We start from the raw sequence: 25,498 nt of genomic DNA, 5'->3' as shown, positions 1-25,498 counted from the left end.
CCCGCGCCGCGCGCGTAATGCAGGTTTGATCAGGCTTCAGTGCGGCTGGCCGCAATGGGGCAGGCGCACCGCCAGCGTGTCGATCGCGTGCTGCAGGTGAATTGCGGCGCGCACTTCGCCCGCGCTGTCGAGCAGGTCGATCGCCTGTTGCATCAGGATTGCGGCCTGAAGCAGGCAGGTATCGTCTTCACTTTCAAAGTGGTGAAAGGCAGTTTCCATCGCATCATCCGCAAGCGCTACAAGGGTGGGGACGGCTGGTAGGCCGCTGGGAGAGTTTCGCAAATCGCCGTTACGGACGGGTTCACTGAACCATAAGGTTCATTCGCCCATCAGGTGCAGCGCAATGCGCCGCCGCTGCCCGGCATGGCGATGCTCGATCAGAACACCCCCTGCCAAGTGCCGGGCGCGCGCCTGTCGCATGCCGTTATGATAGGGCAAAGTCATACGCGCGTGCCGCTATTTTTTGGGTTCATTGCGGATTTGCGGGAACTCGCATTTGAGTGCGTTTTTCAGAGTATCGTCATCCCGGACTTGATCCGGGATCCAGCTTCCTTCTTGGCACGCGCCGATCATCAACGCACCCTGCCAGCGGTCCGACACATAAAACGGTGGCGTCAAACGAAAGCTGGACCCCGGATCAAGTCCGGGGTGACAAAGTTGACAAACTCATCCAGCAAATCCGCGATGGACGACTTTTTTGCGACCCGGCTTGTCATCCGGTCAAAGGCGCGGTGTCATGGCGCCCATGGATCTGACCCGAACCGCTTCGCGCGCCCACCTTTCCCGCCCCAGCCTTTCGCGCCGCTCGATGATCGCGCTGGCCGCTGTTGCCGCAGCGCTTGTCACGCGGCGAACCGCCGGTGCCGCGTCACCACCGGCGGGGCATGCAGACTGGGGATCGGGGCCCCTGACCGGCTGGTCCGCGCGGGCGCTGGTCGCTGCGATTGCCGCGAGGCACGTCTCGGCGGTCGAAGTCATGACGGCGCACCTCGACCGGATCGATGCGGTCAATCCCAAAGTCAACGCGATTGTCGGCATGCCCGATCGCGCGCACTTGCTGGCGCAGGCCGAAGCCGCCGACCGGCTCGTGGCCAGCGGGGCGCCGCTCGGCCCGCTGCACGGCCTGCCCCATGCGGTCAAGGATCTCGAAGCCGTGGCCGGTCTGCCGTTCACGATGGGCTCGCCGATCATGGCGCATCAGATCGCCGCGCATGACGGCATCGTTGCCGAGCGGTTGCGCCGCGCCGGGGTGGTGTTCATCGGCAAGACCAACACGCCCGAATTCGGGCTGGGCTCGCACACGTACAACCCGGTCTGGGGCGTGACTCGCAACGCGTGGAACCCGGCGCTTTCGGCTGGCGGCAGCAGCGGCGGCGCGGCGGTCGCGCTGGCGACCCACATGGTGCCTTTGGCCGATGGCAGCGATTATGGCGGTTCGCTGCGCAATCCGGCGGGATGGAACGGCGTTTTCGGATTTCGCACCAGCCTCGGGCGCGTTCCGTCCGAAGCGCATGATGACTGGATTCCCTCGCCGGGCGTGGCCGGGCCGATGGCGCGCAATGTCGGCGATCTGGCGCTCATGCTCTCCGTCCTGGCCGGATGGGACGCGCGCATGCCGCTGTCGATGGAATCCGACGCGAGCGTGCTGCGCGCGGTCGAACCTGTGGCGATGAAGGGCAAACGGATTGCCTGGTCGGGCGATTTCAGCGGCAAAGTCCCGTTCGATCCCGGCGTGCTCGATACTTGTCGTCAGGCGCTCGACCGCTTTGCCGCTATGGGCGCGCATGTCGAAGAGGCGGTGCCCGATTTCCCCGTAGACGAGGCCTGGCGCGCATTCGTCGGCCTGCGCCATTGGCACAACGGCGCAAGCATGCTGCCGCTTTACAACGACCCGGCCAAACGCGCGCTGCTGAAACCGGAAGCGATCTGGGAAGTCGAAGGCGGCTTTGGCCTGTCGGGCTATGACGTGGCCGCGCTGTCGGCGATCCAGACCGGCTGGAGCCGCGGGGTCGCCGCCTTGTTCCGCCGCTATGACTATTGGATCGTGCCGACAGCACAAGTCTGGCCGTTCCCTGTCGAACAGCACTGGCCCAAAGTGGTCGGCGGGCAGGCGATGCACAGCTATCACGAATGGATGCAGGCAGTCTGCCTGATCACGCTGTCTGGCTGTCCCGCCCTGGCCGTGCCCGCCGGCTTCGGCCCTTCGGGCCTGCCGATGGGCGTCCAGATCATCGCCCCGGTCCATGGCGAGGCGGCGTGTCTGGCGGCAGCGGCGGCCTACGAGGCGGCGGCGGGCGATTTGTTGGCTAGAACCCCGCCGGTGGGGTGATGCCGTAATCGGCCCAGATCGTGTCGATCTCCGGCCGGGTGCTGCGCGCGCGGGACAAGTCGGCGAGCGCGTGGTTGCGGTCGCCGAGGCGGGCATAGGCAATGCCCCGGCCATAGAGCGAACTGACCAGATCGGGCGAATGGCGCAGCGCTGCCGAATAGTCGGAGATGGCGCCTTTGGTGTCGTTGCTGCGCAGACGGGCAAGGCCGCGACTGTCGAGATAGGTCGGGGTGTCGGCAGAGAGTTTCAGCGCCGCATCGCAATCGGCCAGTGCGGTGTCGAGCGCCAGATTGCGCGTCGCCTTGAACCAGCACACCATATTGAGCGCGTGCGGATCGTCAGGGTGTTTCGCAACGGTCTCGCCGGCGAGTTTCAGTGCTGCGGCGGCCTCACCGCGTTTGGCGAGGAGATCGAGCCGCAGCCCGGTCAATATCAGGGGGTCGGCCTTCAGCCGCTCGGCTTCGTCCAGCGCTGCGGCTGCCACATCGAGCCGCCCGCCGGTGATCGCACCTTGCGCGCGCAGCAGCCATGCCCGCGCGTCTTTCGCATCGAGCTTGAGTGCGGCGGCAATATCCGCTTCGCGCCGTGTGGTATCGGTGATCGGCACGAGTTGGGCATGGATCAGGTAATCGTGCGCCGTCGGATGATGCGCGAGCAGATACTCGGCATCGGCCATCGCGCCTGTGATATCACCGGTTTGCTGGCGCACGCTCAGGCGCAGGAGGCGGACCCGGCGATCGTCGGGCGCTTTGTCGAGCGCCGCGTCGGCGGCATCGAGCGCTTCTTCGCGGCGGCCCACACCGGCCAGGGCCATGGCACGCAGCGCTGCGATGCGCAGGCCGGGCGAGAGCGCCAGCGCGGAATCGAAATCGGCGAGCGCCAGCGCGGTATGATCGAGTGCGAGATGCGCGGTGCCCCGACCGATCAGGGCCACGAGATCGCTGCGATTGGCTGCGATGACTGTGTCAAAGGCCGCCAGCGCGCCAGCATAATCCTTTTGCCGCAAGAGCACGGTGCCGCGCGCCGACAGCGCGAGGCCGTTTTTCGGATCTTTCGCCAGCACGTTTTCTGCCTCGGCCAGCGTGCGCGTGTCATCCTTGCCATCGCGCGCCAAGGCCTGCGCGAGCACGCCATGCGCGACGGGCAGTGCGGGGTCGATCGCCAGCGCGTCCTGTTCCTCGGCGATTGCTCTGGCTGTCTCGCCCCGGTCGAGCAGGACCGCGCCGTTTTGCACATGCGCCTTGGCCAGCGCCGCCCGGTCTCCGGCCAACGCGGCGAAATCGGCGCTGGTGTGCAGATAGGTATCGGGCAGGCGAATGAACGCGCCGTCGTTCGACAGCTCCTGCAGCGCAGCGCGTACGCCTTCCGCCTCGCTCGCGGGCAATTCCGCCTTGAGCGCGCGGCTGTCGTTGTCCATCGTCACCGTGGCGTGGTCGAGCGTGACTTTGCGGTGAAACGCATAAAGCTCGCCGACCGTGCGATCGACATCGTGCGACTGCAGCGTAAAGCCCTCGCCCGCCTGCGGCAGGATCACGACTTCGTGATTGGCCCACCATTGCGGGTACGTGAAAGCATAAGGCGCCTGGGGATCAAGTTCGCCATCGCGGGTTGTGTCGAATTTCCATCCGACGCGCGCGCGATCGAGCTCGTACCAGCGTATCCTGCCGCTGCTGTACCAGTCCATCTTTGCCTTGCCGCGCAATGTGATCACGTAATCGCCGCTTGGTTCTTCCTGTCCGGCGGTGACCGCGTCGGGCGTGATGAAGTCATAGGTTTCGCGCCACAGCTTTTTGAGCGCGAGGTCGAGATCGGCGGTCGACAGCCCGGCGTATTTCATCCGCATCGATGCGCCGTTTTCCCCACGAAAGCGCATTTCCGCCGAGGCCCTGGCCGGAACTTCGATCCCTTGCGACGCGTCGAGCGTCAGGCTCGTCAGGCTTTGCGGGGCAGATGGGGCGGGGGGCTTGAGCGCGATGAGGTCGCTGCCTAGCGCGGTCGCGGGCAGGCCCACCTGATAATCGGGCGCTTCCAGCCGGTCGAGCCGGGTGTCGCCTTCACGCGTGCCGTCGAGCCAATAGCTTTTGCCGCCGATCCGCGCCTCGACCAGGACATGGTCAAACGCGGCCATCGTCGGCAGGCGGTGCGCGGTGGCATCGCCGTCTTCGGTGTTGACCATGACGGGGCGCGCCTCGATGCCGAGCCCATGGAGCAGCGCGATCAGCAGCGCGGTCTTGCCCTTGCAATCGCCATAGCGGCGTTGCCAGGTCTGGTCGGCGGGGGCGGGGACATAGCCGCCATCGTCCATGCCGATGAACAGATAGCGGACCTGTTCCTCGACCAGCGCGAGCGCCAGTTCGGCGCGGCGCAGCGGATCGGGCGAGGCGACGGCAAGGCGCGCGATTTCGGCCTGCAACGGGTTGCGATGTTCGGGAACGTCGGGCGAAAGCGTCGCGGCATGGTCGAACAGCGCGGCGAACGTGCGCGAGACCTGCCGCCAGTCGGCAAAGTCGCTGATATCGACAAGATTGACCATGCCAAAGCGCGCCGGCGCATTCGACGGCGCGCTTTGGGTGACGACATTGCCGACATCGGCGAGCAATTCATCCTGACCGCCGTTTTCGATCAGCTTCGGCTGCACCACGCCGGGCATGGCGCGCCACTGCACCGGGTGGCCTTTGGGCCAGGTCACGCGCAGGCGATAGCGGCCATAGGCCCAGCCGTCCTGTGGGCCATAGAACCCGGCTATGCGTCCGCCGGTCGCCGGATCGCGGCGCACGATCGTATAGGCCGCGTCGATGACATCGCCGACGCGCACGTCCTCGCCTTGTTGCGAGGCGGTCAGTTCGCCATCGAGCGTCGCGTTCTCGAGGTTCTTTTCGCGCTGGACGACCTGTAATTTGGCACCTTTGCCAAGCAGGTCGATCGTCTTGCCATCGCGCAGGATGCGAAAGCGATGGATCGTCAGCACTTCGAGGCTGGGATCCCAATTGATTTGCAAGGCGCCCGCATCGAGCCCTTGCGATGTGGCGATGCGATAGGTGTTGGCGCGATAGCTGGCGACCCCGCCGTCGATGACATGAACCTGCTGGTCGAGCAAAAGTTCGATGACGGCGGCGCCGTCGACTTTGTCGGGCGCGGGCGGGATCGTCGCGGGCAAGACCCAGTCGGGCGGCGGCGCGATGGTCGGTCGCGCGGCCTCGTCCGCCAGTGCCGGTTGCGCTGTCGTGGCGAGCAGCACGGCCACTGCAAGCGGACGAGGGGGAAAACGGAGGCTGGCGGGGGATCGAAAGCTGAGCATCGGTGTCAGCCTAACGCGATCCCCCATCCGGCGCCAGCACCGGAAAGATCCGAATCTTCAGGCGCCTGCGCGGATGGCGTGATCGAGCGCCAGCGCGGCCAGCGGCTGGACCCGTTCGGACATGGCCTTGGCATGGGCGGACGAGGCGGTGCCGTCGATGACTCGCTTCTTGATCCCCTGAATAATCGAGGCGAGGCGGAAGAAATTGTAGGCGAGATACCAGTCGATCTGCGTCAGGCCGTCGCGCCCGGTGCTGGCGCAATAGCGTTCGACGACTTCTTCGAGTTCAGGAATGCCCAGCGCCTTGCGGTCGAGATCCTTGACTCCGGAACGTCCGCCGTTGTCCTGCGCCCAGGCGGTGCAGAAATAGGTGAAATCGGCCAGCGGATCGCCCAGCGTCGACAGTTCCCAGTCGAGCACGGCGAGCACTTTGGGTTCGCCCCTGGCAAAGATCAGGTTGTCGATGCGGTAATCGCCATGGACCACGCTCACGCGGGTCTGTTCGGGCAGGGTCGTCGGCAGGAATTCGATCAGCCGCTCCATTTCGGGCATCGTTTCGGTTTCCGACAGGCGGTACTGCTTGGTCCAGCGATCGACCTGGCGCCCGAAATAGTTGCCCGGCTTGCCGAAATCGGACAGCCCCACGGCATCGACATCGATCGTATGAAGCGCGGCCAACGTATCGACCATCGCGTCATAATGCGCGCGGCGCTCGGCAGGCGTCGCGTCGGGCATTGCCCCGTCCCAGATCGTATGCCCATCGACGCAGCCCATGACATAGAACCACGATCCGATCACCGCATCATCGGTACACAGCCCATATTGCCGCGCGACCGGAAAGCCGGTTTCAAACAGCGCGGCCTGCACCTTGTATTCGCGATCGACCGCGTGGGCCGAAGGGAGCAGCTTGCCAAACGGCTTGCGGCGCAGGACATAAGGGCCCGAAGGCGCATCGATGCGATAGGTCGGGTTCGATTGGCCGCCCTTGAATTTCGATACCGACAGCGGGCCGGTGAACCCCGCGACATGGGCCTCGAACCATTGCGTCAGCCGCGCTTCGTCGAGCCGGTCGTCGCCTTCGGGCACGACGGTCCCGGTAAACGCGGTCTGCGCGTCCATCGCGGGGGGTGTGGTCATGGTATTCTCCGGGGATTGCTGGTCATTGATCGAAGACGATGACGGAACGCGCGGAATGGCCCGCTTTCATCTTGTCAAAGCCGGCATTGATGGCTTCGAGCGGGATGCGTTCGGCGATGATCGTGTCGAGATCGAGCAATCCGCGCATGTAGAAATCGACCAGACGCGGCAGATCGACCGGAAACCGGTTCATCCCCATGATCGCGCCCTGAAGCTTCTTGCCCGACAGCAGATCCATCGCGCTCAGGCTGACGCGTTCGGCCAGCGGCAGCATGCCCAGGATTGTCGCCGTTCCGCCACGCCGCAGGCTGGCCACGGCAAGGCTGGCCGATTGCGGGCGACCGACGGCCTCGATCGCATGATCGACCCCGCCTTTGGTCAGCTCGACGATCTGTTTGGCCGCATCGGGCGCGGCGGCGTCGATCGTGTCGGTCGCGCCCAGCCGGATCGCCAGATCGCGCTTTTCAGGGATCGGGTCGGCGGCGATGATCCGCCCTGCGCCGGCAATTTTCGCCGCGTTGATCGTGGCAAGCCCGACGCCGCCGCAGCCGACGACGGCGACCGTTTCACCCGGCGTCACTTTGCAGGCGTTGAACACCGTGCCCGCGCCGGTCGTCACTGCGCAACCGATCACCGCCGCGCGGTCGAGCGGCATGTCGCGATGGATCGCGACGCAGGCATGTTCGTGAATCAGCATCATTTCGGCAAAGGCCGAAAGATTGAGCATCTGGTTGACCATGGCGCCATCGCTTTTGCGCGTCAGGCGCGGCGGCTCGCCGGGGGCGCGGCGGGTCTCTGCGCCCAGGCACAAGGCCATGCGCCCGGTCACGCAAAATTCGCAATGACCGCAAAATGCCGAAAGGCAGGTGACGACGTGGTCGCCCTTTTTCACCGTGCGCACTTCGCTGCCGACTTCTTCGACAATACCCGCCGCTTCGTGCCCTGCAACGCAAGGCATGGCGTGGGGATAGGTCCCTTCGATGAAATGGAGATCCGAATGGCACAGGCCGCAAGCCGCCGTGCGGATCAGGACTTCGTGCGGGCCGGGCTTTGAAATGCCCAGGCGTTCGATCACCAGCGGCTTGCCGGCTTGTTCCAGAACGGCGGCTCTCATGGCAGGATTCCCCTATTTTCGGCAGGAACGCGATTGCGGCAGGTATGGGGATGCCCCGACCTTCATGGCCGGGGCATCGACAGGATCAGCGCGCGACGCCCAGGTCGCCCGAGCTGAATTCGGTCTTGTCGCCCGGTTTGTCGCTGTGACGCGCAAATTCGATGCGGGCGATGGCGCGGTTGTGCACTTCGTCGGGACCATCCGCGAGGCGCAGCGTGCGCTGGCCCGCATAGGACTGGGCAAGACCGAAATCTTCGGACACACCGGCGCCGCCGTGCGCCTGGATCGCATCGTCGATCACGCGCAGCGCCATGTTCGGCGCCTGCACCTTGATCATCGCGATTTCGAGCGCAGCCGCCTTGTTGCCGACTTTGTCCATCATGTCCGCCGCCTTGAGGCAGAGCAGGCGGGTCATGTCGATGTCGATACGCGCCGCTGCGACGCGCTGTTCCCAGACCGATTGTTCGGAAATTGCCTTGCCGAACGCGACGCGGCTTTGCAGACGGCGTACCATCTTGGCCAGCGCTTCTTCGGCTGCGCCGATCGAGCGCATGCAGTGATGGATGCGGCCCGGCCCGAGGCGGCCTTGCGCGATCTCGAACCCGCGCCCTTCGCCGAGCAGGATGTTTTCCACCGGCACGCGGACATTGTTGAGCCGCACTTCCATGTGGCCATGCGGTGCGTCGTCATAGCCGAATACCGGCAAATGGCGGATGATTTCGACTCCCGGAGCGTCCGCGGGGACCAGCACCATCGACTGCTGCGCGTGGCGCTTGGCTTCGAAATCGGTCTTGCCCATGACGATCAGGATCTTGCAGCGCGGATCGCCGAGGCCCGAAGACCACCATTTGCGCCCGTTGATCACATAGTGATCGCCTTCGCGCCGGATCGAGGTTTCGATATTGGTTGCGTCGGACGATGCGACTTGCGGCTCGGTCATCAGAAAGGCAGAGCGGATGCGCCCATTCATCAAGGGTTCGAGCCATTCGTCCTTTTGCGCACGGGTGCCGTAGCGATACAGCACTTCCATGTTGCCGGTATCGGGCGCGGCGCAGTTGAACACTTCGCTCGACCAGGCGATCCGGCCCATTTCCTCGGCGCATAGCGCATATTCGAGATTGGTCAGGCCGGGGCCTTCGAATTCGAAGCTGTCATCGACATGGTGATGGCCGGAATTGCGCGGCGGCATGAACAGGTTCCAGATCCCTGCCGCCTTGGCGAGGGCCTTTTCCTCTTCGATTACCTGAAGCACTTTCCAGCGATCGCCGGTCAGCTGTTCCGCCTTGTAGTCGCCCTGACGCGGGCGCACCCGGTTTTCGATGAAATCGCGCACGCGGTCGCGCCAGTATACCTGCCGTTCGGTCGGATCGAAATCCATGTTGCCTCTCCATTGCGCCCGGCCTGTCCGGGCGTCGCCATGCGCCGATGCTCCGGCGCCGAATCCATGCGTTTTTAATCTATCGGTTAAATTCTTTGCGCGATGCCCGGAAACAAATCAAGCGCTGTCGAGCGGGCCGCCATGCCCGACATCGTCGCTGTGGCCGCGATTTCAGGCTGCCGGCGGCTGCACAAATTGTTCCAGCGCTTCGAAAATTCCCGGACTGTTGGGGTCCCAGCTGTGGCGCGGGCCGATCGTCATGCCGCCATCGACGATCAGCGACGTGCCGGTGACAAATCCGGCCGCTTCGCTCGCGAGAAACAGCACGGCCTCGGCGATGTCGCTTGCCTGTCCGCCGCGTGCGACCGGCTGCGCTTGCTGCGACATGGCGGCGATGGCCGCTTTGGCCGAAGTCTCGGCATCGCCGGTCAGGTCGAGCGCGCGGGTAAAGATATTGGTGTTGATGAAGCCCGGCTGGACCGCCGCGACGCGGATGCCGTGTTTGGCAAGGTCTGCCGCCGCGACTTTGCTCAGATGCAGCACGCCCGCCTTGGCGACGGCATAGGCTGTCGGCGAATAGCCGGGGCCGACAGCCGCGACGCTCGATGTGTTGATGATCGCCGCCCCGCCGTTACGGGTCGACGCGCGCCCCTTCATGTGCGGCACGGCATAGCGGATGCCGAATGCGACCGAACGCAGCAGCAGGTCCATCGTGCGGTCCCAGCCGGCGGGTTCGATTTCGTCGATCGGCGCGCGGTCGCCGCCCGCGCCGGCATTGTTGAACACGACGTCGATCCCGCCGGTTTCGGCCGCCGCGCGATCCATCAGCGCGCGGATGTCTTCAGTCTGCGTGACATCGGTCACAACGGTGCGGATTTCGCCGTTCGACGCGGCGGCGGTGGCGGCAAGCCCGGCGGCATCGATGTCGGCGGCATAGACGATCCCGCCTTCGCCCGCGAAAGCGAGCGCGGTGGCGCGCCCGATTCCCGACGCGGCGCCGGTGACGACAATGGTTTTCCCGGTGAATCGGGCCCCGGCTGAATTTTCGGTGCTGCTCATGATTGTGCTTGTCCTGTCCCGCATGGTGTCTTGTTTGCGCCAGACTGCGGCGCATTTTTCATTGCGTCAACGGTCACGGCGTTGACGCTACGGCAAGCGTAGATCCCCGGATTTTCCCGAAATTCGGGCCAAAATCCGGGCTTGAAGCCCTTTGCGAGTCGCCTTAACCTCTCGCTTAAGAGAGGAGCCCATAATGTCCGAACTGGAAGCTTTCCGCGCGGAAATCCGCGCCTGGCTGGATACCAATTGCCCGCCCGAAATGCGCGCGCCCGTGCAGGATGAAGATGACATCTGCTGGGGCGGTCGCCATGTCGTGTTCAAGAACGAGGCGCAGAAGGTCTGGCTCGAACGCTGTGTGGCCAAGGGCTATACCGTGCCCGACTGGCCCTGCGCCTATGGCGGCGCGGGGATGAGCCCGGCGCAAGCCAAGATCTGGCGCGAAGAGCTCGCCCGCATCGGCGCGCGGCTGCCGCTGTCGAGCTTTGGCATCTGGATGCTCGGCCCGGCGCTGCTCAAATTCGGCACCGAAGAGCAGAAAGTCCACTATCTCACCCAGATCGCGCGCGGCGAAATCCGCTGGTGCCAGGGCTATTCCGAGCCGGGCTCGGGCTCTGACCTCGTATCCTTGCAGACTTTTGGCGAGGATCGGGGCGATCATTGGGTGGTCAACGGCCAGAAGATCTGGACCAGCTATGCCGACAAGGCCGACTGGATTTTCTGCCTCGTGCGCACCGACAAGGCGAACAAGTATCAGGGGATCAGCTTTCTCCTGTTCGACATGACCACGCCGGGCGTGACGACCAAACCGATCAAGCTGATCAGCGGCGCCTCGCCGTTTTGCGAAACATTCTTCGACAATGTCGTCGTGCCCAAGAGCCAGATCGTGGGCGCGCTCAACCGCGGCTGGGATGTCGCCAAATACTTGCTGGGCCACGAGCGCGAGATGATCTCGGGCGCAGGCGGGGGCGACCGGCTCAATGCGATCGGCGCGGTGGTCCATCGCCACGGCGGGATCGACAATCCGGTGCTGCGCGCCGAATTGGCGCTGTTTGATGTCGACGCGCTGGCATATGCCGCGATGGGCGAGAAATTCCTCGACGAGGTCAAAGTCGGCAAGGCTCACCCGGCGCAGCCCAACATGATGAAATATGTCGGGACCGAGCTCAACAAGCGGCGCCATGAACTGCTCATGGCGGCGGGCGGCTCGACCGCGCTCGAATGGGACAGCGCGGAAACCCGGGGCGGCGCGGCACCGCGCAACTGGCTGCGCACCAAGGCCAATTCGATCGAGGGCGGCACCAGCGAAGTGATGCTCAACGTCATCGCCAAGCGCATCCTCGACCTTCCGGGCGGGTAACTTTCGCGGGCCTTCTTGAAACAAACCCTATTCAGCGGAGAGACTTATGCCGCTCTACCATACCGAAGATCAGGCCATGCTGGCCGAAACCGTTACCGGCTTCATCGGTGACGAAGGTGCAATCAAGACCCAGTTGCGGCGCCTGCGCGATGCCGCCGATCCGGCGGGCTATGACCCGGCGCTGTGGAAGCAGTTTGCCGAATTGGGGCTGACCGGGATCTGCATCGCGGAAGCCGATGGCGGGCTCGGCCTCGGCCATGTCGAAGCGGGGATCGTCCTGCGCGAGATCGGCCGCAATCTGACGCCTTCGCCGTTTCTGTCGACTGCCGTGATCGGCGCGACGGCGCTCGGCGCGGCGTCGGACGATGTGAAGGGCCGCTATCTGCCCGGGATCATCGCGGGCGAAACCGTTCTGGCGCTGGCGCTGGACGAAGGCGCCAAGCATCGCCCCGAGCGCATCGCCCTCAAGGCGGAGCGCGCCGGGAATGGCTTTCGCCTGACGGGCCGCAAGGACTTTGTCGTCCATGGCGCGACCGCCGATGCCCTGATCGTTGCCGCGCGCACGTCGGGCGCCGACAGCGATGCCGACGGGATCACGCTGTTTGCAGTGCCCCGGGATGCGGCGGGCATTGGCCACAATGCCGTGCGCCTGGTCGACAGCGCGATGGCCAGCCATGTCACGTTCGATGGCGTGGAAGTCGATGGCGGCGCGGTGATCGGCGATGTCGGCGGCGGGCGCGCGTTGCTTGAAAAAGTGCTCGCCGCCGGACGGATCGGCACGGCGGCCGAATTGACCGGGGTGGGCAGCGGGGCCTTTGCCTTGACCACGGACTATCTGAAAACGCGCAAGCAGTTCGGCAAGCTGATCGGGGAATTCCAGGCCTTGCAGCACCGCGCCGCGCATCTCTACAGCGAGCTTGAAATCGCCGATGCGGCGGTGATCAAGGCGCAGCAATTGCTCGATGCGGGCTCGGCCAAAGCCGATGTGATGGTCTCGGTGGCCAAGGCCAAGGCCAGCCTTGCCGCCAATCTGGCTGTGCGCGAAGGCGTGCAGATGCATGGCGGGGTCGGCATGACCGACGAATTCGACATCGGGCTTTACATGAAGCGCGACCGCGCGCTCGCCGAATTCCTCGGCGATGCCGCCTATCATGCCGACCGCGTCGCGACGCTGTCCGGATATTGAAGGATCAGATGATGGATTTTTCCAAGCTTTTCAGCCTTGAAGGCCGCGTCGCGGTGGTTACCGGCGGGTCGCGCGGGATCGGCGCGATGATTGCCGAGGGCTTCCTCGCCGCAGGCGCCGCGCGGGTCTATATCACCGCGCGCAAAGCCGAAGTCGTTGCCGACACGGCCGCGCGGCTGGGCGAACGCTGCGTGCCGCTGCCCGGCGATATTTCCACGATTGCCGGGATCGAGGCGCTGGCCGAGGATCTCGCCGGGCGCGAAAGCCGCCTCGACATTCTGGTCAACAACGCCGGGGTGGCCTGGGGCGCGGATTTCGAGGTCTTTCCCGAAGCCGGGTGGGACAAAGTGATGGCGCTCAATGTCAAGACGCCGTTTTTCCTGACGCAGAAGCTGCTTCCCCTGCTCAAGGCGGGCGCTGTCGATCATCCCGCCAAAGTGATCAACATCGCCTCGATCGACGGGCTGCGCATCAATCCGTGGGAAACCTATTCCTATCAGGCGTCAAAGGCGGCGGTGATTCACCTGACCAAGCGCATGGCGGCGCGGCTGATTCGCGACAATATCGTGGCCAGCTGCATCTGCCCCGGCGCGTTTCCGTCGGAGATGAACAAGGCGGCCAAGCTTGCCCCGGAAAAGTCGGCGGCGGGCATTCCCTCGCGTCGTGTCGGCACGATCGAGGACATGGCAGGCGGCGCGATCTATCTCGCCAGCCGGGCAGGGGACTATGTCGTGGGGACGCCGCTGCCGATTGACGGCGGTATCGTCAACGGCTGGATCCCGGATGAATTTGCCGACCCTTCGGGGCATTGATCGGGGCGCTGATCGGGGGAAGGGGCGCCCCGGTCAGCGTCAACATCCAGAAATCGGGCGGAGCGCCAAGTCGGATCGGCGGTATCGTCGCCGCCCCGACGCCTCCGGTCACGATCACCGTCTGGCGCTCGACATGCGCGATTCCGCAACGCAGGTGCGGCGGGAAGCGCAATCTCCAGGCCAGCACGTCGAAGGAATTGTCCCAGCCTGGAAAGACGATCTGGCCGCAATGCGAATGACCGGCAAGGATCAGCGGAATTTCTTGCGACACTTGCCAGGAAAATGGCGGGGCATGCGTCATAAGGACCGGAAAACCGCCCATTTCCCGCGCGCGTGCCAGAACCGGGGCGATCCGGTATTTACGGACCGATAGCATGTCCATACCGATCAGTGCGATGGGACCGATGCGTGCCACCTGGTCGCTCAGCAGGGTGATGCCCGCAGCGCGCAGCGCCGCTTCGACTTCGGGGCGTGACGTGTCGGTATCATGATTGCCGAGCACGGCGATCACGCCAAGCGGCGCGCGCAGGCGCGAGAGCGGTGCGATGATGTCGCGCGGATGAAAGTCCCAACTGTCGGCGCCTGTGCCGTTGACGAAATCGCCCGCGATCAGCACCGCGTCGGGGTGTTCTGCGTTGATCTGATCGACAATGCGGTCAAGCCGGCTGATCGGCATGGCAAGATTGCTGACGTGGATGTCCGACACCAATGCGATGCGCAAAGGACGCGCCTTTGGGTCGCCGCCGACCAGCGTGATTTGCGCGCGGCGCACGATCGGGTCTGACCGCGCCTCGTGCCAGCCATAGGCCAGCACCGCGATCAACGTCAGCAGCAGGGCGGCAAGAATCGGGCGATGAAGCAATCGCATGACGGAAAAGGGAGTATCCTGCGTGCGCGAGGAAAGAGATGCGCTGTTTGTGGGCGGGTCAGCCGCGCGTCAATTCCCTTACAAAATCAATCAGCCCGGTCTGACGCTTGCGCCGCATGCGTTCGGCGGCGAGGATATGGCGCACTTTGTCAAAGCAGATTTCGACATCGTCGTTGACCACGACATAGTCATAGGTGTCCCAGTGGCTGATTTCCGCCTGGGCACGCGCCATGCGCGCGGTAATGACGTCTTCGCTGTCGGTGCCGCGCCCTTCGAGCCGACGGCGCAATTCGTCGAGACTGGGGGGCAGGATGAACACGCGCACGACATCGGCCTCGGCCTTTTGGTGCAATTGCTGTGTGCCCTGCCAGTCGATGTCGAACAGGAAATCGCGGCCCGCCTTGAGCCCGGTACGGATCTGCCCTTTGGGCGTACCATAGCAATTGCCGAAAACGCGCGCCCATTCATAGAATTCGCCCGCTTCGACCATCTGGTCGAATTGCGCCTGATCGATGAAGTGATAATCGCGCCCGTCGACTTCGCCGGGGCGGATCGGTCGGGTCGTGGCCGAGACCGAGAGGCCGAGTTCGGGTTCCGCTTCGAGCAGTTTGCGCGCAATGGTGGTCTTGCCCGCGCCCGATGGCGACGACAGGATGAACATCAGGCCGCGCCGATGCAGGGTATCCCTGTCGGAATGGGACGGGTCGGCCGGAAAGGGAGAAGCAGTGTCGGTCATGCGCGCAAGTGGCAAACCCGTGGGGGGGCGGTCAAGCGCGGTTTTTCGCAGACGCCGGATCGCGCGCCGTGGCTGAGCGCGCGCGGGCGCGTCTGTTGGCCGATCCGGCGATGGCGCGCGCCTTGCTTTCCGGCGCCCAACGGCAGGTGCGGGTGCCGCTGGCATCCCCGCTTGCTGCGCTGGCGCCGGGGGCCCTGATCGCGATGGCAGAGGCGGTCGTGCCCGGACGTTTTGTCGATGGGGCGGAAATGGCGACCGATCGCCGCCGCGCCACGCACGTCGCCTTTGCCGATCGCTGGCGCCGCGATCGCGCGGGCACGATGTGGCGCGGGGCGCCGGTGGCCGATGCGGCGGAAAAATGGCTGGCGGCGGTGCATTGTCCCGCCTGGGCGTGCCGACTGGTATTGTGCGTCGAATGGACTCGCGCCGAATCGCTGCAGGCAATCACCCGCGCCGATGCCCGCGCCGAAGGGTTTGGCCCGTGGGCGCCGATTCGGGGCTTTGCGAAACGCTGGGACAAGACCCATGCCGTGCCCGGCTTGCGCTGGGCCGACGATCCGCACGTCGTGGTGCTGGGGATCGTGCGGGTTCAGGTCTGATCGTCGGCCCTGGCTGCTTTGGCGTCGGCTTTGCCCTTGCGCCGATCGCTGAGCACTTTGGCAATCAGTCCGCCGCCGACGAGGATCGCGCCGGGGACCGAGCGGCGCGCTACTTCCGCCAGTGCGGTACCGATCACCGTTTCCTTGAACGTGCGGCCGCGAATCACCCGGCCCGGCATCGCTTTCCCTTCCAGAAGGCCGCGCTCGATCCCTTGCCTCAGCGCCGTTTCCCCGGCGCGCAAGGCGACATCGGCGACGATCAACGCGATCACCGGCGCCGCCGAAGCCTGCTGAGGCTTCGCGCTGCCGTCACCGATCGTGTCACCGTCGGCTGTGCTGCGTTTCTTTCCGAAAAGAGCCATGGCCGCCTTTCGCGTCCGCCCCGGCGTGCGTTATTTCTTGCGCCCGAAATCGATCGTCACGACATTCGATCCGTCGTCGGGGCCCGCAGACGGGGTATCGGGGCTGTCGTTTTCCGCGTCTTCGTGAATTTCCTCGTCGAGATCGTGTGCGGCCTGGAATTGCAGGCCGAAATCGACGGCGGGATCGACAAAGGCGGTAATCGCGCTGAACGGGATGATCAGCATGGCCGGAACCTGATTGAAGGTCAGTCCGACGCTGAAACCCTCGTCCGTGACTTTCAGATCCCAGAACTTGTTCTGCAGGACGATCGTCATTTCGTCGGGAAAGCGTTCCTTCAAGCGAGTCGGAATCGACACGCCGGGGGCGCTGGTCTTGAAGGTGATATAGAAATGGTGCGAACCGGGCAGCGTGCCGCCGCCCGCCTCGACCTGGCCGAGCACGCGGCCGACCACGGCGCGCAGGGCTTCCTGCACGATCTCGTCATAGGGGATCAGGCTGTCGGGCGCTTCGGTCATGACGCATCGAATGACGCCGCCGGGCGCATGGGTCAAGCACCGATTAAGCAATCAAGCGCCGATCAAGCAATCAAGAGACGGGACAGCTTCGACGAGCCGATTGATTTGCCGGGCTCGCGGCCTATAGGCATGTGTCCATGCGTACAGCCACCATCGCCCGCACTACCGCCGAGACCGATATTGCCGTCACGGTCAATCTTGACGGCACCGGTCGCTATGACGTGTCGACCGGGATCGGCTTTCTCGATCACATGATCGAACAGTTCAGCCGTCATTCGCTGATCGACGTGACTTTGCGGGTCAAAGGTGACCTCAACGTCGATCAGCACCACACCACCGAAGACAGCGCGATCGCGCTCGGTCAGGCGATTCATCAGGCGCTCGGCGACAAGAAGGGCATCGCCCGCTATGGCGAAGCGCATGCCCCGATGGACGAAGCGCTGGCCCGCGTCGCGCTCGACATTTCGGGCCGCCCGATTCTGGTGTGGCATGCCACATTTACCCAGCCGCGGCTGGGCGAAATGGATACCGAGCTGTTCGAACACTGGTTTCAGTCGCTCGCCCAGGGCGCCGGAATCACGCTGCACATCGCGAGCCTTTACGGAACCAACAACCATCACGTGATCGAAGGCATCTACAAGGGCTTTGCCCGCGCGATGCGCGCCGCCGTGGCGATCGATCCGCGCAAGGGCGATGCGATTCCTTCCACGAAAGGCCAGCTCGGTGGCTGAAGTCACGGCCCTGATCGATTATGGCGCGGGCAATCTGCGCTCGGTCGCCAATGCCTTGCGCGCGGCGGGCGGCGAAGGCGTGGTGGTTACCGCCGATCCCGACGTGGTGCGTGCCGCCGACCGGATCGTCCTGCCCGGCGTCGGTGCGTTTCGCGCCTGCATCGAGGCCTTGCGCGCCGTGCCCGGGCTGGTCGAGGCGATGACCGAGCGGGTGCAGGTGGGCGCCGCGCCGTTCCTGGGCATCTGTGTCGGCATGCAATTGCTGGCGACGCGCGGGATTGAATTCGGCGTGACGCCGGGGCTCGACTGGATCGGCGGCGAAGTGCGTCCGATCGTGCCGGCCGATCCGTCGATCAAGGTGCCGCACATGGGCTGGAACGATGTCGCACCGCGCCCCCATCCCAGCAGCGCATCGGCGCTGGTCGAGCCGGGTGAGGCCTATTTCCTGCATTCCTATCATTTCGTGCCCGATTCGGGCGATGATGTCGCGGCGATGACCGATCATGGCGGCGGCCTCGTCGCGGCGGTGGCGCGCGACACCGTGCTCGGCGTGCAGTTTCACCCCGAAAAGAGCCAGGATTACGGCCTCTCGCTGTTGGCCAATTTCCTCGCCTGGAAACCTTGAACAGAAAGCCCGTCCGATGATCGTCTTTCCCGCCATCGATCTCAAAGGGGGCGAAGTCGTCCGCCTGGCCGAAGGCGACATGGCCCGCGCCACCGTCTATGGCGACGATCCCGCGCATCAGGCGCGGCTGTTTGCCGAAGCCGGCAGCCCTTATCTGCATGTGGTCGATCTTGACGGCGCCTTTGCCGGCGAAGCGCGCAATCGCGCCGCTGTCGAGGGCATTCTCGAGGCGTTTCCCGGCCATGTCCAATTGGGCGGCGGCATCCGCAATCCGATCGCGGTCGATGGCTGGTTCGATCTTGGCGTGTCGCGCGTGGTGATCGGCACCGCCGCGCTCAACGATCCGCAATTCGTGAAGGACATGGCCAAGGCCTATCCCGGCGGGATCGTCGTCGCCGTCGACGCGCGCGGCGGCATGGTCGCAACGCACGGCTGGGCCGAAGTTTCCGACGTCTCGATCGCCGACATGGCGCGCCGCTTCGAGGACGCAGGCGTTGCCGCGATCCTGTTTACCGATGTCGGCCGCGACGGGCTGCTCAAGGGCTGCAACATCGAGGCGACTGTCGATCTGGCGCGCGCGACGCGCATCCCGGTGATCGCCAGCGGCGGGGTCAAGGGGCTCGATGACATCCGCCTGCTCAAGATTCACGAAGCCGACGGCATCGAAGGCGTGATCACCGGGCGCGCGCTTTATGACGGGCGGCTCGATCTGGCGGCGGCAATCGCCATCGCCGAAGCGGCCTGAGCAAGGACGATAGCGCCATGACCGTTCGCATCCGGGTCATCCCCTGTCTCGATGTTGCCGAAGGGCGCGTTGTCAAAGGGGTCAATTTCGTCGATTTGCGCGATGCGGGCGATCCGGTCGAACAGGCCCGCGCTTATGATCGCGCCGGGGCCGACGAATTGTGCTTTCTCGACATTTCGGCAACGCATGAAGGGCGCGGCACGCTGCTCGATGTCGTCGCGCGCACGGCCGAGGTGTGCTTCATGCCGCTGACCGTGGGCGGCGGGGTGCGCGAAGTGGCCGATGCGCGCGCGCTGCTGCTGGCAGGCGCGGACAAGGTCGCGGTCAATTCCGCCGCAGTCGCGCGGCCCGAAATGGTGCGCGACATTGCCGAAAAGTTTGGCGCGCAATGCGTGGTCGGATCGGTCGATGCGCGGCGTACCGGGCCGGGCAAATGGGAAATCTTTACGCACGGCGGGCGAAAGCCGACGGGGATCGACGCGCTGGCCCATGCAGTGCGGCTGGCCGAACTCGGCGCGGGCGAATTGCTGGTCACGTCGATGGACGGCGATGGCACACAGCGCGGCTATGACCTCGAATTGACCCGCGCGATCGCCGATGCCGTATCGGTGCCGGTCATCGCGAGCGGCGGGGTGGGCACGCTCGATCATCTTGTCGCGGGCGTCGTCGAAGGCCATGCCAGCGCGGTTCTCGCCGCCTCGATCTTTCATTTCGGCACCTATTCGATCGCCCAGGCCCATGCGGCGCTGCGTGCGGCAGGGCTGCCTGCGCGGGGCTAACGCTTTGGCGGGCAACCGTGTCCTTTCGGGACGGTCCCTTGATCCTTCGCGGCTTTCCTTGTCGAATCGAGCGGCGGGGCCTAGGGCGCGGCAATGCCTTATCGCTTCACCCTTATACTCATGACGTTGTTCGCGCTGGCGGGATCGCCGCTATGGGCCAATCCCGTCGCGGGCGGGGGCACCCCGGTCGACGAGCCTGCGGCACTGGCCTTGCTCGCGCTTGGCGTTGCCGGGCTGGTGATCGGGCGGCAAGTTGCCAAACGGCGCGACTGATTTGTTTCGCGCTTGACGGCGCAAGGCCTCCCCTTCATGGCCCTTGGCCGATGGATCATGCCGAAATTCTCGCCCGTCTTGAAACGGTGATCGCCGGCCGGCTCGGCGGCGACCCTGCGTCCAGCTATGTCGCGCGGCTCCATGCCAAAGGCACGGGCAAGATCGCGCAGAAAGTCGGCGAGGAAGCGACCGAAGTGGTGATCGCCGCGCTGACGGGCGATGCTGTCGAACTGACCGGCGAAGCGGCCGACCTTGTCTTTCACCTCATGGTCCTGCTGGGCGCACGCGGCGTCGCGTTCGACGCCGTGCTGGCCGAACTGGCCCGGCGCGAGGGAACCTCGGGGATTGTCGAAAAAGCCAGCAGGAGAGACTGATCATGGCCGTCGATGCCACGCAGCCCTATGACGATCAGAACATTTTCGCGAAAATCCTGCGCGGGGAAATCCCGGCGCGCAAAGTCTACGAAGATGACTGGGCATTCGCCTTTCACGACATCAATCCGCAGGCGCCGACGCATATCCTGGTGATTCCCAAAGGTGCCTATGTGAGCTGGGACGATTTCTCGGCCAAAGCGAGCGAGGCGGAAATCGCGGGATTCGTCCGCGCCGTCGGCCATGTCGCGCGCGAAGCGGGGCTCGTTGCGCCGGGCTATCGCCTGCTCGCCAACACCGGCTCCGACGCCCATCAGGAAGTGCCGCATCTGCATGTCCATATCTTCGCCGGGCGGCTGCTCGGGCCGATGCTGGTGCGCTGATCTTTCGCGAAAATCCGTTACTTTGGTTAAGGCGGCCTTGCCCTTGCCGCTCTCGCGCGGTTACTAAGGCGTGATGCAGGCCCCCCTCCCGCCCTCAGGTCGTTTCGACGGCACGCGGCATCTCTTTGCCGTCAGGGTCTATTTCGAGGACACCGATCTGTCCGGGGTGGTCTATCACGCCAATTACTTGCGCTGGTTCGAACGCGCGCGGTCCGACATGCTGCGGCTGGCGGGGATCGATCAGCGCGCCGCGCACGATGCGGGGCAGGGCGCCTATGCCGTCACCGACATGGGCTTGCGCTATCATCGTCCGGCCCGGCTTGACGATGCGGTGTTGATCGTCAGCCGCGTGGTCGAGGTTTCGCCCGCGACATGCCGGCTGGATCAGGAAGCCTGGGGCGGCGATGTCCGGCTCTGCGCGGCTTCGGTGCGGGTTGCCTTCGTCGCGCCCAATGGACGCCCCCGACGTCAGCCGCCCGAATGGGTGGCGGCGTTCCGCGCGTTGATCGCGCCGGGGGATGAAACGCTTTGATGAGAAGGATGAAAGTCAGCGCATGATGCTCCAAGTGCTAGCCGCCGGTGCGATCGGCGCGCCGACCCGGCTCAATCCGGTCGAACTGTTCCTGCACGCCGACATCGTTGTCGAATCGGTGATCGGCGGGCTGCTGCTCGCTTCGGTCTGGGTGTGGATGATCATCATCGGGTTTATCGTGCGGCTTGCGCTGATCGCCAGGCGTTGCCGCAAGTATGAAGCCGGGTTCTGGAGCGCGCGCGACATCGACGCGTTTCAAAAGGAACAAGCCGACAAGGACATCCCGACCGCGCGCGTGGTCAGCGCGGCGCTTGGCGAATGGCGCCGGTCGACTGCGGGCAAGACGATCGATCGCGAAGGTACGCGCCAGCGGCTCGCCTCGGCGATGGACGGCGCGGTGACCGAGGAAAGCGACCGGCTGGCTGCAAGGCTCAATTTCCTCGCCACGGTCGGCACGGTGGCGCCGTTCGTCGGGCTGTTCGGCACGGTCTGGGGGGTGATGGACAGCTTTTTCCGCATTGGCGCGATGCAGAATTCGTCGCTCGCGGTCGTCGCGCCGGGGATTTCCGAGGCGCTGTTTGCCACTGCGATCGGCCTGTTTGCGGCGATCCCGGCGGTCGTTGCCTACAACCGCTTTTCGCACCGGGTAAACGCGTTCGAAGCCGGGCTGTTCCGCTTTGCCGACCGGTTCCACGGCACGCTCAGCCGCGAACTGGAGCAGTAGGCAATGGCGATGAACCTTGCCTCCGGGCGCGGCGGGCGCAGGCGGCGCGGTCGCGGACGCGCGGGGCCGATGTCGGACATGAATGTGACGCCGCTGGTCGACGTCATGCTCGTCCTGCTGATCATTTTCATGGTCACCGCGCCGATGCTGACCGCCGGTGTGCCGATCGACCTGCCCGACAGCAAGGCCGAGGCGCTGAAGGAAGAGCCGCACGCGATCACCATCAGCATGGACGGCAACGGGCGCCTGTTTCTCGATCAACAAGAGCTGGCGCCGGGCGAACTGGGCGACCGGCTGTCGGCGGTGGTGCGCGATGCGGGGGGCAAGCTGCCGCTGGTCACGCTGCGCGCCGACCGGCATCTGGATTATGGGCGGGTCATCGCGGTGATGGGTGAGCTTAACGCAGCCGGGTTCAAATCGATCTCGCTGGTCACCAACGGTTCAGTTGAAGCGCCATAGGGGCATCCGTGATGCGCGATTCGCGAACCTTTGGATTGACCCGGGAAGAGGCGTTTGGCCTTGGCGTGGCGGTGCTGGCGCATGCCGCGCTGATCGCGGGGCTGACGCTGTCGCCGCTGGGCCGCCAGGTTCAGCCGCCGCCGCAGCGGATGACGGTGTCGTTTGCCGATACGATTGCCGACCAGTCGGTATCGCCCAAGCCCGACGCGAACCCCGCACCCGACAAGGCGCCGACGCTGGGCGAACCCGATCAGGCCGACCAGCCGCAGCCGGTCGCTGCGCCAAGGCCTGAGCCGAAGCCCGAACCCAAGCCTGAGCCCAAGCCGAAGCCGGAGCCAAAGGCCCAGCCGAGACCGGAGCCCCAGCCGAGACCGGAGCCCCAGCCGAAACCGGAACCCAAGCCGAAACCGGAGCCGAAGCCCCAACCGAAACCGGAGCCGAAGCACGAGCCCAAGCCCGTGGCCAAACCGAAAGTTGAGCCCAAGCCCAAGCCCAAAGTCGAGCCAAAGGTTGAGGCAAAGCCCAAAGTCGAAGCGAAACCCAAAGCCGAGGCAAAGCCCAAAGCCGAGGCAAAGCCGAAAACGGAGGCGGCGGCCAAGCGCGGCGACGCCCACGCGCACCCGCATCCCGACAAGCCGACCGGCGGCAGCAGGATCGACAACGATTTCCTCAAGGGAATTCCGGGCGTAGCCGGCCCCGGCACCGACAAAGTTTCGCCCGGCGCCAAAGTCGGCGCGGTTTCGACGGCCACGCTGGTCAGCACGATTTCGCGCCAGATCAAGCCGCACTGGAGCGCGCCGCAAGGTGTCGATACCGACAAACTGGTAACCGTGCTGGCCTGGTCGCTCAAACCTGATGGCTCGCTCGACGGCAGGCCGATTGTCGTGTCGCAGACCGGAATCACCGACGCCAATCGCGCTCAGGCGCAGCGTCATGCCGAACTGGCCATCCGCGCAGTCGAACTGGCCGCGCCTTTCGCCTTGCCGCCCCAGGCCTATAGCCAGTGGCATCGCGTCGCCGCCTTCCGTTTCGATCGCAAGCTTTCGCAATAGGATCCCCCACCTGATGAAACTGCGCCCGACGACTTTGAAGCCGCTCCATTCCGTTGCTTTTGCGCTGCTTGCCTTGTCCGGCGGTGCGGCCATCGCGCAGCAGCAGGCCATTCCGGCATCGAGTGCTGCGGCACAGGCGCCCGATTCAGGCGGATTGACGGGCTCCGTCACCGATGACAGCGCCTGGCGCGATCTTGGCATCGCCATCCCCGCGTTCCCCACCGATCGGCCGGTGCCGACCGGCGCCGATGGTGGCAATACCGAGGCGCTGGGGCGCAATCTGGCGCGCGTGGTGTTCAGCGATCTGAAGGACAACGGCCTGTTCAAGCCGACCGGCCCCGATGCCTTGCCCGGCATCGGCTATGGCGAAGTGACCGCGCCCGCCTTTGCCGGATGGCGCGCGCGTTCGGCGGAAATGCTGGTGCAGGGCTTCGTCAAGGGCGGGGCTGACGGTCGGTTGACGGTCGGCTGCTATCTCTATGACGTTGCGCTGGGCAAGGAACTGGTGCGCCAGGGCTATGTGGTCAAGCCGGAGGAATGGCGCCGCGCCGCGCACAAATGCGCCGACATGGTCTATTCCCGCCTGTCCGGGGAAAGCCCGTTCTTCGATTCGAAGATCGCCTATATCGCCGAGACCGGGCCCAAGGGGCATCGTCGCAAGCAATTGGCGATCATGGATTCCGATGGCGCCAACCACCGTTTCGTCACCAATGGCCAGGCGATTGCACTGACACCGCGTTATTCGCCTGACTATCGCCAGATCGCCTATCTCAGCTATCTCGACGGGCGCCCGCGCATCTATGTCTATGACATCGGCAGCGGGCAGCAACGGCTGGTGACCGCGACCAAGGGGCCGACATTTGCCCCGCGTTGGTCGCCGGACGGCAAATATATCCTCTATTCGATGGCGGTCGCGGGCAATACCGACATCTGGCGCGTGCCCGCCACCGGCGGCGAATCGCAACGGCTGACCAACACGCCCGGCATCAACATCGGCGGCAGCTATTCCCCCGACGGCCGCCGGATCGTGTTTGAAAGCGACCGTGGCGGCAGCCAGCAGGTCTACGTCATGAACGCCGACGGCTCGGGCCAGCACCGCATCAGCTTTTTCGGCGGTCGTGCCGCGACGCCTGAATGGAGCCCGCGCGGCGATCAGATCGCCTTTACCTGCATTTGCGGCAATCTGCGCATCGCGGTGATGGACCCCGAAGGGCACGACAGGCGGTTTCTGACCGACAGTTGGCAGGACGAGGCGCCGACCTGGTCGCCCAATGGCCGGATCATCCAGTTTTTTCGTACCGAGCGGGGCAACGGCCATACCAGCATCTGGCAAGTCGATCTGACCGGGCGCAACGAACGGCGGCTGAAAACCCCGGTCGATGCCTCCGACCCGGCGTGGGGGCCGGTGTTGCCGTAAAACCGACGCTTTCCGTTTGAATTTTGCCTGCGGGCGATGCACCTTTCCCCCGACTGACCAAGGAGCTTTCCCTCATGTCTCCCCATCGCGTCCCCTTCCGCCTTGCGACGCTGTCGCTGCTTCTCGCCGGTGTCGGCCTTGCCGGTTGCGCCAACAAGCCCAAGGAGCTGCCGCCGCAGCCGGTGGCCGCCAGCACGTCGACGCGCGAAGCTGCGCCGTTGCCGCCCCAGCCCGCCGGTCCGGTGCCGGGCAGCCAGGCCGATTTCCTCGCCTCGGTGATTTCCGACACGGTGCACTTTGAATACGACAAGTATTCCATCGATCCTGAAAGCGAAGGCATTCTGCGCAGTCAGGCGCAGTGGCTGGCGCGCTATCCGGGCAGGGCGGTGACCATCGAAGGCCATTGCGACGAGCGCGGCACCCGCGAATACAATCTGGCGCTTGGCGAACGCCGCGCCAATGCAGCCAAGAACTATCTGATCGGTCTTGGCGTCGATGCAGGCCGCATCAGCACGGTCAGCTATGGCAAGGAGCGCCCGGTCGCGCTTGGCTCGGACGAGGCAAGCTGGGCCAAGAATCGCCGCGCGGTAACGATCACGATCAACTGATCGATCGCGCCTCGCGCAAATTGCGAGCCCGGGGCATGCAAGTGCCCC

The 25,498-nt window shown here is 65.1% G+C and carries 29 protein-coding genes; 18 read left to right on the top strand and 11 right to left on the bottom strand.

The features are described 5' to 3' along the window. Positions 1-36 precede the first annotated feature (36 nt). Both AQZ50_RS08255 and AQZ50_RS21150 read right to left on the bottom strand, forming a co-directional pair. Positions 37-219 (bottom strand): hypothetical protein, encoded by a 183-nt coding sequence (locus tag AQZ50_RS08255; RefSeq protein WP_067745256.1) that lies wholly within the window; start codon positions 217-219, stop codon positions 37-39. A 99-nt stretch (positions 220-318) separates the two neighbouring features. Continuing rightward, the gene (locus tag AQZ50_RS21150) at positions 319-444 is read right to left on the bottom strand and encodes a hypothetical protein (protein ID WP_255354602.1); all 126 of its coding nucleotides are present in this window, start codon (positions 442-444) and stop codon (positions 319-321) included. A 292-nt stretch (positions 445-736) separates the two neighbouring features. Here AQZ50_RS21150 and AQZ50_RS08250 point away from each other — a divergent pair, with 292 nt between their 5' ends. Continuing rightward, complete coding sequence (locus AQZ50_RS08250; RefSeq protein ID WP_231730171.1) at positions 737-2,329, top strand: amidase; 1,593 nt, start codon at positions 737-739, stop codon at positions 2,327-2,329. Here AQZ50_RS08250 and AQZ50_RS08245 read toward each other — a convergent pair. From AQZ50_RS08245 to AQZ50_RS08225, 5 genes are all read right to left on the bottom strand, one after another. After that, entirely contained in the window at positions 2,307-5,627 is a 3,321-nt protein-coding gene (locus AQZ50_RS08245) for a DUF3857 domain-containing protein (RefSeq protein WP_082703498.1), read from the bottom strand. The two genes, AQZ50_RS08250 and AQZ50_RS08245, sit on opposite strands and share 23 nt — an antisense overlap. 57 nt (positions 5,628-5,684) lie before the next feature. After that, complete coding sequence (locus AQZ50_RS08240) at positions 5,685-6,764, bottom strand: phosphotransferase family protein (RefSeq protein ID WP_067745253.1); 1,080 nt, start codon at positions 6,762-6,764, stop codon at positions 5,685-5,687. Positions 6,765-6,786: 22 nt separating this feature from the next. After that, the gene (locus AQZ50_RS08235) at positions 6,787-7,878 is read right to left on the bottom strand and encodes a Zn-dependent alcohol dehydrogenase (RefSeq protein ID WP_067745250.1); all 1,092 of its coding nucleotides are present in this window, start codon (positions 7,876-7,878) and stop codon (positions 6,787-6,789) included. Between the two features lie 85 nt (positions 7,879-7,963). Further along, positions 7,964-9,256 carry an acyl-CoA dehydrogenase family protein gene (locus AQZ50_RS08230; protein WP_067745247.1) on the bottom strand — a complete coding sequence of 431 codons (1,293 nt, stop codon included), beginning with the start codon at positions 9,254-9,256 and terminating at the stop codon, positions 7,964-7,966. 171 nt (positions 9,257-9,427) lie between these two features. Then, positions 9,428-10,315 (bottom strand): SDR family NAD(P)-dependent oxidoreductase, encoded by an 888-nt coding sequence (locus AQZ50_RS08225; protein ID WP_067745244.1) that lies wholly within the window; start codon positions 10,313-10,315, stop codon positions 9,428-9,430. A gap of 193 nt (positions 10,316-10,508) precedes the next feature. On the opposite strand from AQZ50_RS08225, the gene AQZ50_RS08220 reads away from it, so the two are divergent. From AQZ50_RS08220 to AQZ50_RS08210, 3 genes are read left to right on the top strand one after another with little or no spacing between them, the layout of a single operon-like run. Continuing rightward, the gene (locus AQZ50_RS08220) at positions 10,509-11,672 is read left to right on the top strand and encodes an acyl-CoA dehydrogenase family protein (protein WP_067745241.1); all 1,164 of its coding nucleotides are present in this window, start codon (positions 10,509-10,511) and stop codon (positions 11,670-11,672) included. A 46-nt stretch (positions 11,673-11,718) separates the two neighbouring features. Continuing rightward, the gene (locus AQZ50_RS08215) at positions 11,719-12,858 is read left to right on the top strand and encodes an acyl-CoA dehydrogenase family protein (protein ID WP_067745239.1); all 1,140 of its coding nucleotides are present in this window, start codon (positions 11,719-11,721) and stop codon (positions 12,856-12,858) included. Positions 12,859-12,869: 11 nt separating this feature from the next. Next, positions 12,870-13,670, top strand: coding sequence for an SDR family oxidoreductase (locus AQZ50_RS08210; RefSeq protein ID WP_067745431.1), 801 nt, complete (start codon positions 12,870-12,872; stop codon positions 13,668-13,670). On the opposite strand, the gene AQZ50_RS08205 is transcribed toward AQZ50_RS08210, so the two are convergent. After that, positions 13,624-14,538 carry a metallophosphoesterase gene (locus AQZ50_RS08205; protein WP_082703497.1) on the bottom strand — a complete coding sequence of 305 codons (915 nt, stop codon included), beginning with the start codon at positions 14,536-14,538 and terminating at the stop codon, positions 13,624-13,626. The genes AQZ50_RS08210 and AQZ50_RS08205 overlap by 47 nt on opposite strands. A gap of 58 nt (positions 14,539-14,596) precedes the next feature. Further along, the gene (gene gmk / locus AQZ50_RS08200; RefSeq protein WP_067745236.1) at positions 14,597-15,274 is read right to left on the bottom strand and encodes a guanylate kinase; all 678 of its coding nucleotides are present in this window, start codon (positions 15,272-15,274) and stop codon (positions 14,597-14,599) included. 68 nt (positions 15,275-15,342) lie between these two features. Here gmk and AQZ50_RS08195 point away from each other — a divergent pair, with 68 nt between their 5' ends. Next, positions 15,343-15,873 carry a hypothetical protein gene (locus AQZ50_RS08195; protein ID WP_231730170.1) on the top strand — a complete coding sequence of 177 codons (531 nt, stop codon included), beginning with the start codon at positions 15,343-15,345 and terminating at the stop codon, positions 15,871-15,873. On the opposite strand, the gene AQZ50_RS08190 is transcribed toward AQZ50_RS08195, so the two are convergent. Both AQZ50_RS08190 and AQZ50_RS08185 read right to left on the bottom strand, forming a co-directional pair. Next, the gene (locus AQZ50_RS08190) at positions 15,864-16,235 is read right to left on the bottom strand and encodes a hypothetical protein (RefSeq protein WP_067745234.1); all 372 of its coding nucleotides are present in this window, start codon (positions 16,233-16,235) and stop codon (positions 15,864-15,866) included. The two genes, AQZ50_RS08195 and AQZ50_RS08190, sit on opposite strands and share 10 nt — an antisense overlap. Before the next feature lie 30 nt (positions 16,236-16,265). Further along, on the bottom strand, positions 16,266-16,751 hold the full coding sequence (locus tag AQZ50_RS08185; protein WP_067745231.1) for an SspB family protein: 486 nt from the start codon (positions 16,749-16,751) through the stop codon (positions 16,266-16,268). Between the two features lie 137 nt (positions 16,752-16,888). On the opposite strand from AQZ50_RS08185, the gene hisB reads away from it, so the two are divergent. The 13 genes from hisB to pal all read left to right on the top strand — a co-directional run bounded on the left by hisB (position 16,889) and on the right by pal (position 25,450). Further along, positions 16,889-17,482, top strand: coding sequence for an imidazoleglycerol-phosphate dehydratase HisB (hisB, locus tag AQZ50_RS08180; RefSeq protein WP_067745228.1), 594 nt, complete (start codon positions 16,889-16,891; stop codon positions 17,480-17,482). Continuing rightward, positions 17,475-18,107, top strand: a complete 633-nt coding sequence (gene hisH / locus AQZ50_RS08175) for an imidazole glycerol phosphate synthase subunit HisH (RefSeq protein ID WP_082703496.1) — start codon at positions 17,475-17,477, stop codon at positions 18,105-18,107. Before hisB ends, hisH begins: the two co-directional genes overlap by 8 nt. A gap of 16 nt (positions 18,108-18,123) precedes the next feature. Beyond that, positions 18,124-18,852: a 1-(5-phosphoribosyl)-5-[(5-phosphoribosylamino)methylideneamino]imidazole-4-carboxamide isomerase gene (hisA, locus tag AQZ50_RS08170; RefSeq protein ID WP_067745224.1), complete on the top strand. Its 729-nt coding sequence runs from the start codon at positions 18,124-18,126 to the stop codon at positions 18,850-18,852. A 17-nt stretch (positions 18,853-18,869) separates the two neighbouring features. Beyond that, positions 18,870-19,631 (top strand): imidazole glycerol phosphate synthase subunit HisF, encoded by a 762-nt coding sequence (gene hisF, locus AQZ50_RS08165; protein ID WP_067745221.1) that lies wholly within the window; start codon positions 18,870-18,872, stop codon positions 19,629-19,631. A gap of 93 nt (positions 19,632-19,724) precedes the next feature. After that, positions 19,725-19,904, top strand: a complete 180-nt coding sequence (locus AQZ50_RS20930) for a PEP-CTERM sorting domain-containing protein (RefSeq protein ID WP_231730169.1) — start codon at positions 19,725-19,727, stop codon at positions 19,902-19,904. 50 nt (positions 19,905-19,954) lie between these two features. Further along, positions 19,955-20,278, top strand: a complete 324-nt coding sequence (locus tag AQZ50_RS08160; RefSeq protein ID WP_067745219.1) for a phosphoribosyl-ATP diphosphatase — start codon at positions 19,955-19,957, stop codon at positions 20,276-20,278. Between the two features lie 2 nt (positions 20,279-20,280). After that, positions 20,281-20,658: a histidine triad nucleotide-binding protein gene (locus AQZ50_RS08155; RefSeq protein ID WP_067745217.1), complete on the top strand. Its 378-nt coding sequence runs from the start codon at positions 20,281-20,283 to the stop codon at positions 20,656-20,658. A 73-nt stretch (positions 20,659-20,731) separates the two neighbouring features. Continuing rightward, positions 20,732-21,190 carry a YbgC/FadM family acyl-CoA thioesterase gene (locus tag AQZ50_RS08150; RefSeq protein ID WP_067745214.1) on the top strand — a complete coding sequence of 153 codons (459 nt, stop codon included), beginning with the start codon at positions 20,732-20,734 and terminating at the stop codon, positions 21,188-21,190. 22 nt (positions 21,191-21,212) lie between these two features. Beyond that, positions 21,213-21,914 carry a protein TolQ gene (gene tolQ / locus AQZ50_RS08145; RefSeq protein WP_067745425.1) on the top strand — a complete coding sequence of 234 codons (702 nt, stop codon included), beginning with the start codon at positions 21,213-21,215 and terminating at the stop codon, positions 21,912-21,914. A gap of 3 nt (positions 21,915-21,917) precedes the next feature. Then, positions 21,918-22,373: an ExbD/TolR family protein gene (locus AQZ50_RS08140; protein ID WP_067745210.1), complete on the top strand. Its 456-nt coding sequence runs from the start codon at positions 21,918-21,920 to the stop codon at positions 22,371-22,373. Positions 22,374-22,384: 11 nt separating this feature from the next. Then, positions 22,385-23,425, top strand: coding sequence for a hypothetical protein (locus tag AQZ50_RS08135; protein ID WP_067745207.1), 1,041 nt, complete (start codon positions 22,385-22,387; stop codon positions 23,423-23,425). A gap of 13 nt (positions 23,426-23,438) precedes the next feature. Beyond that, on the top strand, positions 23,439-24,842 hold the full coding sequence (gene tolB, locus AQZ50_RS08130) for a Tol-Pal system beta propeller repeat protein TolB (protein ID WP_067745204.1): 1,404 nt from the start codon (positions 23,439-23,441) through the stop codon (positions 24,840-24,842). Positions 24,843-24,916: 74 nt separating this feature from the next. Then, on the top strand, positions 24,917-25,450 hold the full coding sequence (gene pal / locus AQZ50_RS08125) for a peptidoglycan-associated lipoprotein Pal (RefSeq protein WP_067745201.1): 534 nt from the start codon (positions 24,917-24,919) through the stop codon (positions 25,448-25,450). Positions 25,451-25,498 lie beyond the last annotated feature (48 nt).

Source organism: Novosphingobium sp. Fuku2-ISO-50 (assembly GCF_001519055.1).
Taxonomy (GTDB): domain Bacteria; phylum Pseudomonadota; class Alphaproteobacteria; order Sphingomonadales; family Sphingomonadaceae; genus Novosphingobium.
The sequence above is the reverse complement of the archived record's forward strand: the minus strand, read 5'-3'. Positions and strand labels throughout refer to the sequence as shown.

Excerpts from the sequence above, each read along its gene's own strand:
- AQZ50_RS08255 (WP_067745256.1), bottom strand. The coding sequence starts at position 219 with ATGGAAACTGCCTTTCACCACTTTGAAAGTGAAGACGATACCTGCCTG.
- AQZ50_RS21150 (WP_255354602.1), bottom strand. The coding sequence starts at position 444 with ATGACTTTGCCCTATCATAACGGCATGCGACAGGCGCGCGCCCGGCAC.
- AQZ50_RS08250 (WP_231730171.1), top strand. The coding sequence starts at position 737 with ATGGCGCCCATGGATCTGACCCGAACCGCTTCGCGCGCCCACCTTTCC.
- AQZ50_RS08245 (WP_082703498.1), bottom strand. The coding sequence starts at position 5,627 with ATGCTCAGCTTTCGATCCCCCGCCAGCCTCCGTTTTCCCCCTCGTCCG.
- AQZ50_RS08240 (WP_067745253.1), bottom strand. The coding sequence starts at position 6,764 with ATGACCACACCCCCCGCGATGGACGCGCAGACCGCGTTTACCGGGACC.
- AQZ50_RS08235 (WP_067745250.1), bottom strand. The coding sequence starts at position 7,878 with ATGAGAGCCGCCGTTCTGGAACAAGCCGGCAAGCCGCTGGTGATCGAA.
- AQZ50_RS08230 (WP_067745247.1), bottom strand. The coding sequence starts at position 9,256 with ATGGATTTCGATCCGACCGAACGGCAGGTATACTGGCGCGACCGCGTG.
- AQZ50_RS08225 (WP_067745244.1), bottom strand. The coding sequence starts at position 10,315 with ATGAGCAGCACCGAAAATTCAGCCGGGGCCCGATTCACCGGGAAAACC.
- AQZ50_RS08220 (WP_067745241.1), top strand. The coding sequence starts at position 10,509 with ATGTCCGAACTGGAAGCTTTCCGCGCGGAAATCCGCGCCTGGCTGGAT.
- AQZ50_RS08215 (WP_067745239.1), top strand. The coding sequence starts at position 11,719 with ATGCCGCTCTACCATACCGAAGATCAGGCCATGCTGGCCGAAACCGTT.
- AQZ50_RS08210 (WP_067745431.1), top strand. The coding sequence starts at position 12,870 with ATGGATTTTTCCAAGCTTTTCAGCCTTGAAGGCCGCGTCGCGGTGGTT.
- AQZ50_RS08205 (WP_082703497.1), bottom strand. The coding sequence starts at position 14,538 with ATGCGATTGCTTCATCGCCCGATTCTTGCCGCCCTGCTGCTGACGTTG.
- gmk (WP_067745236.1), bottom strand. The coding sequence starts at position 15,274 with ATGACCGACACTGCTTCTCCCTTTCCGGCCGACCCGTCCCATTCCGAC.
- AQZ50_RS08190 (WP_067745234.1), bottom strand. The coding sequence starts at position 16,235 with ATGGCTCTTTTCGGAAAGAAACGCAGCACAGCCGACGGTGACACGATC.
- AQZ50_RS08185 (WP_067745231.1), bottom strand. The coding sequence starts at position 16,751 with ATGACCGAAGCGCCCGACAGCCTGATCCCCTATGACGAGATCGTGCAG.
- hisB (WP_067745228.1), top strand. The coding sequence starts at position 16,889 with ATGCGTACAGCCACCATCGCCCGCACTACCGCCGAGACCGATATTGCC.
- hisA (WP_067745224.1), top strand. The coding sequence starts at position 18,124 with ATGATCGTCTTTCCCGCCATCGATCTCAAAGGGGGCGAAGTCGTCCGC.
- hisF (WP_067745221.1), top strand. The coding sequence starts at position 18,870 with ATGACCGTTCGCATCCGGGTCATCCCCTGTCTCGATGTTGCCGAAGGG.
- AQZ50_RS20930 (WP_231730169.1), top strand. The coding sequence starts at position 19,725 with ATGCCTTATCGCTTCACCCTTATACTCATGACGTTGTTCGCGCTGGCG.
- AQZ50_RS08160 (WP_067745219.1), top strand. The coding sequence starts at position 19,955 with ATGGATCATGCCGAAATTCTCGCCCGTCTTGAAACGGTGATCGCCGGC.
- AQZ50_RS08155 (WP_067745217.1), top strand. The coding sequence starts at position 20,281 with ATGGCCGTCGATGCCACGCAGCCCTATGACGATCAGAACATTTTCGCG.
- AQZ50_RS08150 (WP_067745214.1), top strand. The coding sequence starts at position 20,732 with ATGCAGGCCCCCCTCCCGCCCTCAGGTCGTTTCGACGGCACGCGGCAT.
- tolQ (WP_067745425.1), top strand. The coding sequence starts at position 21,213 with ATGATGCTCCAAGTGCTAGCCGCCGGTGCGATCGGCGCGCCGACCCGG.
- AQZ50_RS08140 (WP_067745210.1), top strand. The coding sequence starts at position 21,918 with ATGGCGATGAACCTTGCCTCCGGGCGCGGCGGGCGCAGGCGGCGCGGT.
- AQZ50_RS08135 (WP_067745207.1), top strand. The coding sequence starts at position 22,385 with ATGCGCGATTCGCGAACCTTTGGATTGACCCGGGAAGAGGCGTTTGGC.
- tolB (WP_067745204.1), top strand. The coding sequence starts at position 23,439 with ATGAAACTGCGCCCGACGACTTTGAAGCCGCTCCATTCCGTTGCTTTT.
- pal (WP_067745201.1), top strand. The coding sequence starts at position 24,917 with ATGTCTCCCCATCGCGTCCCCTTCCGCCTTGCGACGCTGTCGCTGCTT.